The sequence below is a fragment of the Frankia tisae genome, from assembly GCF_025403405.1.
Lineage (GTDB): Bacteria > Actinomycetota > Actinomycetes > Frankiales > Frankiaceae > Frankia > Frankia tisai.
On the sequence record NZ_JANEZT010000467.1, the window covers coordinates 1 to 4,358 of the forward strand.

Genomic DNA, 4,358 nt, shown 5'->3' on the forward strand with positions numbered 1-4,358 from the left:
CTCGTGGCTCCCGTGGCTCCCGGCGCAGGTGCCCGGCCGGGCACCCCGTCCGCCCGGCTGATCGGCGCCCTCGCGGCAATCCTCGTGGTCGGCGTGCTGGCCGCGGTGCTGGCGATCGTCCTCGGTGGCGGCGACGACGGCTCGGGCCGCGACACGGCTGCCGTCACCGCCGCCGCACAGGTCTCGACGCCGGGCGGGGTGCCCCCCGCCGGCGGCGAGTCGGCCGGCACGACCCCGTCGGTCTCGCCGTCCGCGTCGCCGCGGTCGATCAGTACGCCGTCGCCGACCAGAGCCGTCGAACCCCGGATCCTGTACTCGGGGAGGGTCACCCTCTCCGACGCCGGCGGCAGCGGGGGATCCTTCGACGCTGACACCCCTAGCAACAGCATGGCCGTGCTCGACGGCGGTGACTTCAAGATCACCACGTCCGGCTACTTCACCGGTGACGGGGGCTCACTGGCGCCGACCTCGGCCGTGGACTACCCGACCTGCCACGCGGCCTCCGGCTTCGGCCTGGCGTTGCGGGCCGCGGATCTGCGTGCGGGCCTGCAGCTGTGCGGCAACACGAGCGAGGAGCGAACCGTGGGGATCACGGTTGACGGCTTCCAGGGCGACGAGCGGGGGCGGCCGACGAGCGTGACCTTCAGCTACACGACGTGGGCAAGGCCCGACGAGAGCTGACGCGCCGGCAGAGTCGTCAGGTGCCCAGGGGGACGTCGGCGTCGTCCTGCCGGCCTCGGTCGGATGCCGCCGCACCCGCCCGCGCGGCGGCGTCAGGTCCGGGCGGCCGAGGTCCGTCCCCGACCGGGATCGGACGGGTCAGCAGCACGGTGAGGAAGATGACCGCGACGAGGATCGCGCCGACGGCGAACGCCTCGGCCACCCCGTGGGCCAGGACGTACCTCGTCAGCTCGCCCGAGGCGAGGCCGGCCGGCGCCCCGCCGCGCGCGTGCCGGCTGGCGCTACCGAAGACGGTGACGAGGACGGCCAGCCCCAGCGACCCGCCGACCTGCTGGGTCGTGACCATCATGCTCGCGGCCGCCCCGGACTGCTCTGTGGGAACGCCCGCGACGAGGCTGACGCTCAGCGGCACGAACAGCAGGCCCAGGCCGGCGCCGAACATGAGCAGCGGCCCAAGCGCGATCGACACGTAGCTGCTGGTCACCGAGACCTGCGCGAGCCACAGCATGGCGCCGGTGCTGAGCGCGGCGCCGACGAGCATGAGTGGCTTCGGACCGGCCTTGGGCAGCAGTTTCGACGCCCGCGAGGCCGACACCAGGATCCCCAGGGACAGCGGGAGGAACGCCAGGCCCGCACGCAGCGCGCTGAGGCCGAGGATCTCCTGGAGGACCTGCGTGCCGAAGAAGAACATGCTCAGCATGCTTCCGGTCAGCAGCAGCAGGAGGAGGTAGGTCCGTGCCCGGCTGGCGTCGGCGACCAGCCGCAGGGGGACGACCGGCTGCACGGCCCGCGCCTCGACGGCCGCGAAGACCGCGAGCGCGACCACGGCGAGCACGAAGGCGCCGAGGGTCCGGCCGTCGCCCCAGCCATCCGAGGAGGCGCGGATGAACCCGTAGACCAGGGACGCGAGCCCGACGACGGAGCTCAGCGCCCCGGCCGCGTCGAAGCGGCCCTCGCCGCGCGGCGGTGTGTGCAGGTACCGCGGAGCCAGCAGCAGGATGGCGAGCCCGAACGGCACGTTGATGAACATGACCCACCGCCAGGACAGCCAGGTGGTGAGCATGCCGCCGGCGATCAGCCCGATCGAGCCGCCGACGCCAGCCACCGCCGCCCAGGCGCCCATCGCCCGGGTGCGCGTGGGGCCCGCCGGGAAGTTGGCGGTGATGAGCGCCAACGCGTTCGGCGACGCGCATGCGGCACCGACGCCCTGCCCGACGCGGGCGGCGACCAGCATCCACGGCTCGGTGGACAGCCCGCCGAGCAGCGAGGCGATCGTGAACAGGGCAATCCCACCGAGCAGCGTGGCGCGGCGTCCCAGCAGGTCACCGGCCCGCCCGCCGAGCAGGAGCAGACCCCCGTAGGCCAGCGTGTACGCGTTGATGACCCAGGCCAGGTCGGTGGCGGAGAAGTCGAGGGTCTCCCGCATCCTCGGCAGGGCGACGTTCACGATCGTGATGTCCAGGACGAGCATCAGCTGGCAGGTCACGATCGTGACCAGCGCGATCCGCGCGCGCCTCGCCTCCTCCGGCGGCGGCTCGGCGGCGGTTTTCTCCGGTGACGACGAGGACATGGCGGCCTCCCGACCAGCGCTGCTTAAGATACGGTCGCGTATCCAATTTGGAGAGTAGCAGAGCGCCGCCGACCGATCGCCCACCTCTGCGATGAGGTCGCCCCGACCGCCTGCGGCGGACCCACGTGCCCCAGGCGCCCGCGTCCGGTGGGCCCGCCCCGTGCCCGCGGCGCGCGCCGACCGGCGGCGTCCCGCCCGGGTAGGCTTGGACTTGGACCAACGATCCGCTGCCTGGGTGTGGCGCCGTCGACGGCGATGCGGTCGGCAGGTGGGACCGGCGGACGGGAGGCGAACGATCGTGGGCGTCGTTCCCGCCGACGCGCAGCGGGCGGAGTCGACTCGCGGTGCCCGCACCGGTGTGGTCGCGACCCGCCGCCGCGGCGACGCGTTGCTACGAGCGATCTTCGACGCGGTGTTCGACCAGCTCCGCAGCGCCGGCTACGCCAACCTGACGATGGAAGGTGTCGCGGCCGCCGCCGGGACCGGCAAGACCGTGCTGTACCGCCGCTGGGCCACCAAGGAAGACATGATCGCCGACGCGCTGCGGCACCGGCTGCCCTCGCCGGGCGCCGTACCGCTGACCGGCGACGTGCGCGCGGACATCCACGCGCTGCTGCGCTGCGTGCAGGCGTCGTTCAACTCCACCCGCGGCACCGCGTTCCAGCTCGTGTCGGCCGAGGCGGGCTGCGACCGTCCCGCCGTCCGCCAGACGATCATCGACCACGTGGTCGAGCCGTGCATCCAGCTCATCGGCGAGGTGCTGCACCGGGCGGCCGAGCGCGGCGAGATTCGCCCCGAGGCAGCCGGCGACCTGGTGGCCGCCAGCGGGCCCGCCATGCTCGTGCAGTACTCGCTGATCCGCGAGCCCGTCGTGCCCGACGCGTTCGTCGCCGCAGTCGTCGACCAGATCGTCCTGCCACTGACGACCAGGTCCGCGGGCGCCGAGCACGGCTGAGCGAGACACCTGTCCGCCCGGCTGACGGCGGGACGCAACGCGCTCAACCGGCGGGATGTACCCAGGTGGTGTCCTGAAGCCTTCCGCTCTGCACTATTTTGGTGATGACCGGCGGGCATCGTCTCGACACGAAGCGCCAAGGCCGGGCCCACCAGTGCTTATGACGGAGTGTGATGAGTTCTGCGGACGGACGCGTCGATGCAGAAACTTGAACCGGGGGATCCGTCGACGATCGGTCCCTACAACCTGCGCGCCCGGATCGGCGAGGGCGGCATGGGGCGGGTGTTCCTGGCCCATTCGCCCTCCGGTCGGCTGATGGCCGTCAAGGTGGTCCGGCCGGAGCTGGCCGGGGACGGCGGATTCCGGGACCGTTTCCGCCGGGAGGTCGCCGCGGCGAAGCTGGTCAGCGGGGCGTTCACCGCCCCGGTGGTGGACGCCGACCCGGATGCGGCGACGCCGTGGCTGGCCACCCTGTACGTGCCCGGCCCGTCGCTGCACGAGGCGGTGGCGAGCTGCGGGCCCTTCGGGCCGTCCGTGCTTCGCCGCCTGGGGGCCGGCGTGCTGGAGGCGATCGTCGCCGTGCACCGGGCCGGTGTCGTCCACCGGGATGTGAAGCCGAGCAATGTCCTGCTCGCCGCCGACGGACCGCGCCTGATCGACTTCGGCATCGCCCGCGCCGCCGACCACACGGAGCTGACGCGGGCGGGCGACGTCCTCGGCACCGCCTCGTACATGTCGCCGGAGCAGGCCGCCGGTGGTCCCGCCGGGCCGGCGGCCGACGTGTTCTCCGCCGCCGCGGTGCTCGTCTTCGCCGCGACCGGGCGCGGCCCGTTCGGCCGGGGCGACCCGGCCGCCATGCTGTTCCGGGTCGTGCACGGCTCCCCGGACCTGACCGGGGTGCCGGCCGATCTGGGCGACGCGCTGCGATCCTGCCTGGCGAAGGACCCCGCCGCGCGGCCCGATCCCGCCATGCTGCTGCGCTGGTTGGCCGACGGGGTGGAGGTCGCGGCCGAGACCTGGCCACCGGCGGTCACCCGGATGGTGGCGCAGCGCGCCGCCGAGATCGGCGAGCACCTGCCGTCGACGCGTTCGGACCCGCCCAACGCGTGGCCGACGCCGGACACCCCCCGCTCGCCGACCCGGGTCCTGGCC

At 73.7% G+C, this 4,358-nt stretch carries 3 protein-coding genes and 1 pseudogene; 3 read left to right on the forward strand and 1 reads right to left on the reverse strand.

Annotated elements, in window-relative coordinates:
- Positions 1–681, forward strand: a pseudogene (locus NBZ85_RS28180) (hypothetical protein); the annotation flags it as partial.
- A 16-nt stretch (positions 682–697) separates the two neighbouring features.
- Here the strand turns inward: NBZ85_RS28180 and NBZ85_RS28185 are convergent.
- Positions 698–2,251, reverse strand: a complete 1,554-nt coding sequence (locus NBZ85_RS28185) for an MFS transporter (RefSeq protein WP_261560210.1) — start codon at positions 2,249–2,251, stop codon at positions 698–700.
- A gap of 298 nt (positions 2,252–2,549) precedes the next feature.
- Here NBZ85_RS28185 and NBZ85_RS28190 point away from each other — a divergent pair, with 298 nt between their 5' ends.
- Both NBZ85_RS28190 and NBZ85_RS28195 read left to right on the forward strand, forming a co-directional pair.
- The gene (locus NBZ85_RS28190) at positions 2,550–3,206 is read left to right on the forward strand and encodes a TetR/AcrR family transcriptional regulator (protein ID WP_261560212.1); all 657 of its coding nucleotides are present in this window, start codon (positions 2,550–2,552) and stop codon (positions 3,204–3,206) included.
- A gap of 198 nt (positions 3,207–3,404) precedes the next feature.
- Positions 3,405–4,358, forward strand: a 954-nt coding sequence (locus NBZ85_RS28195) for a serine/threonine-protein kinase (protein WP_261563007.1), incomplete at its 3' end; no start/stop codon positions are given.

Coding starts and splice junctions, on each gene's coding strand:
- NBZ85_RS28185 (WP_261560210.1), bottom strand. CDS start 2,251: ATGTCCTCGTCGTCACCGGAGAAAACCGCCGCCGAGCCGCCGCCGGAG.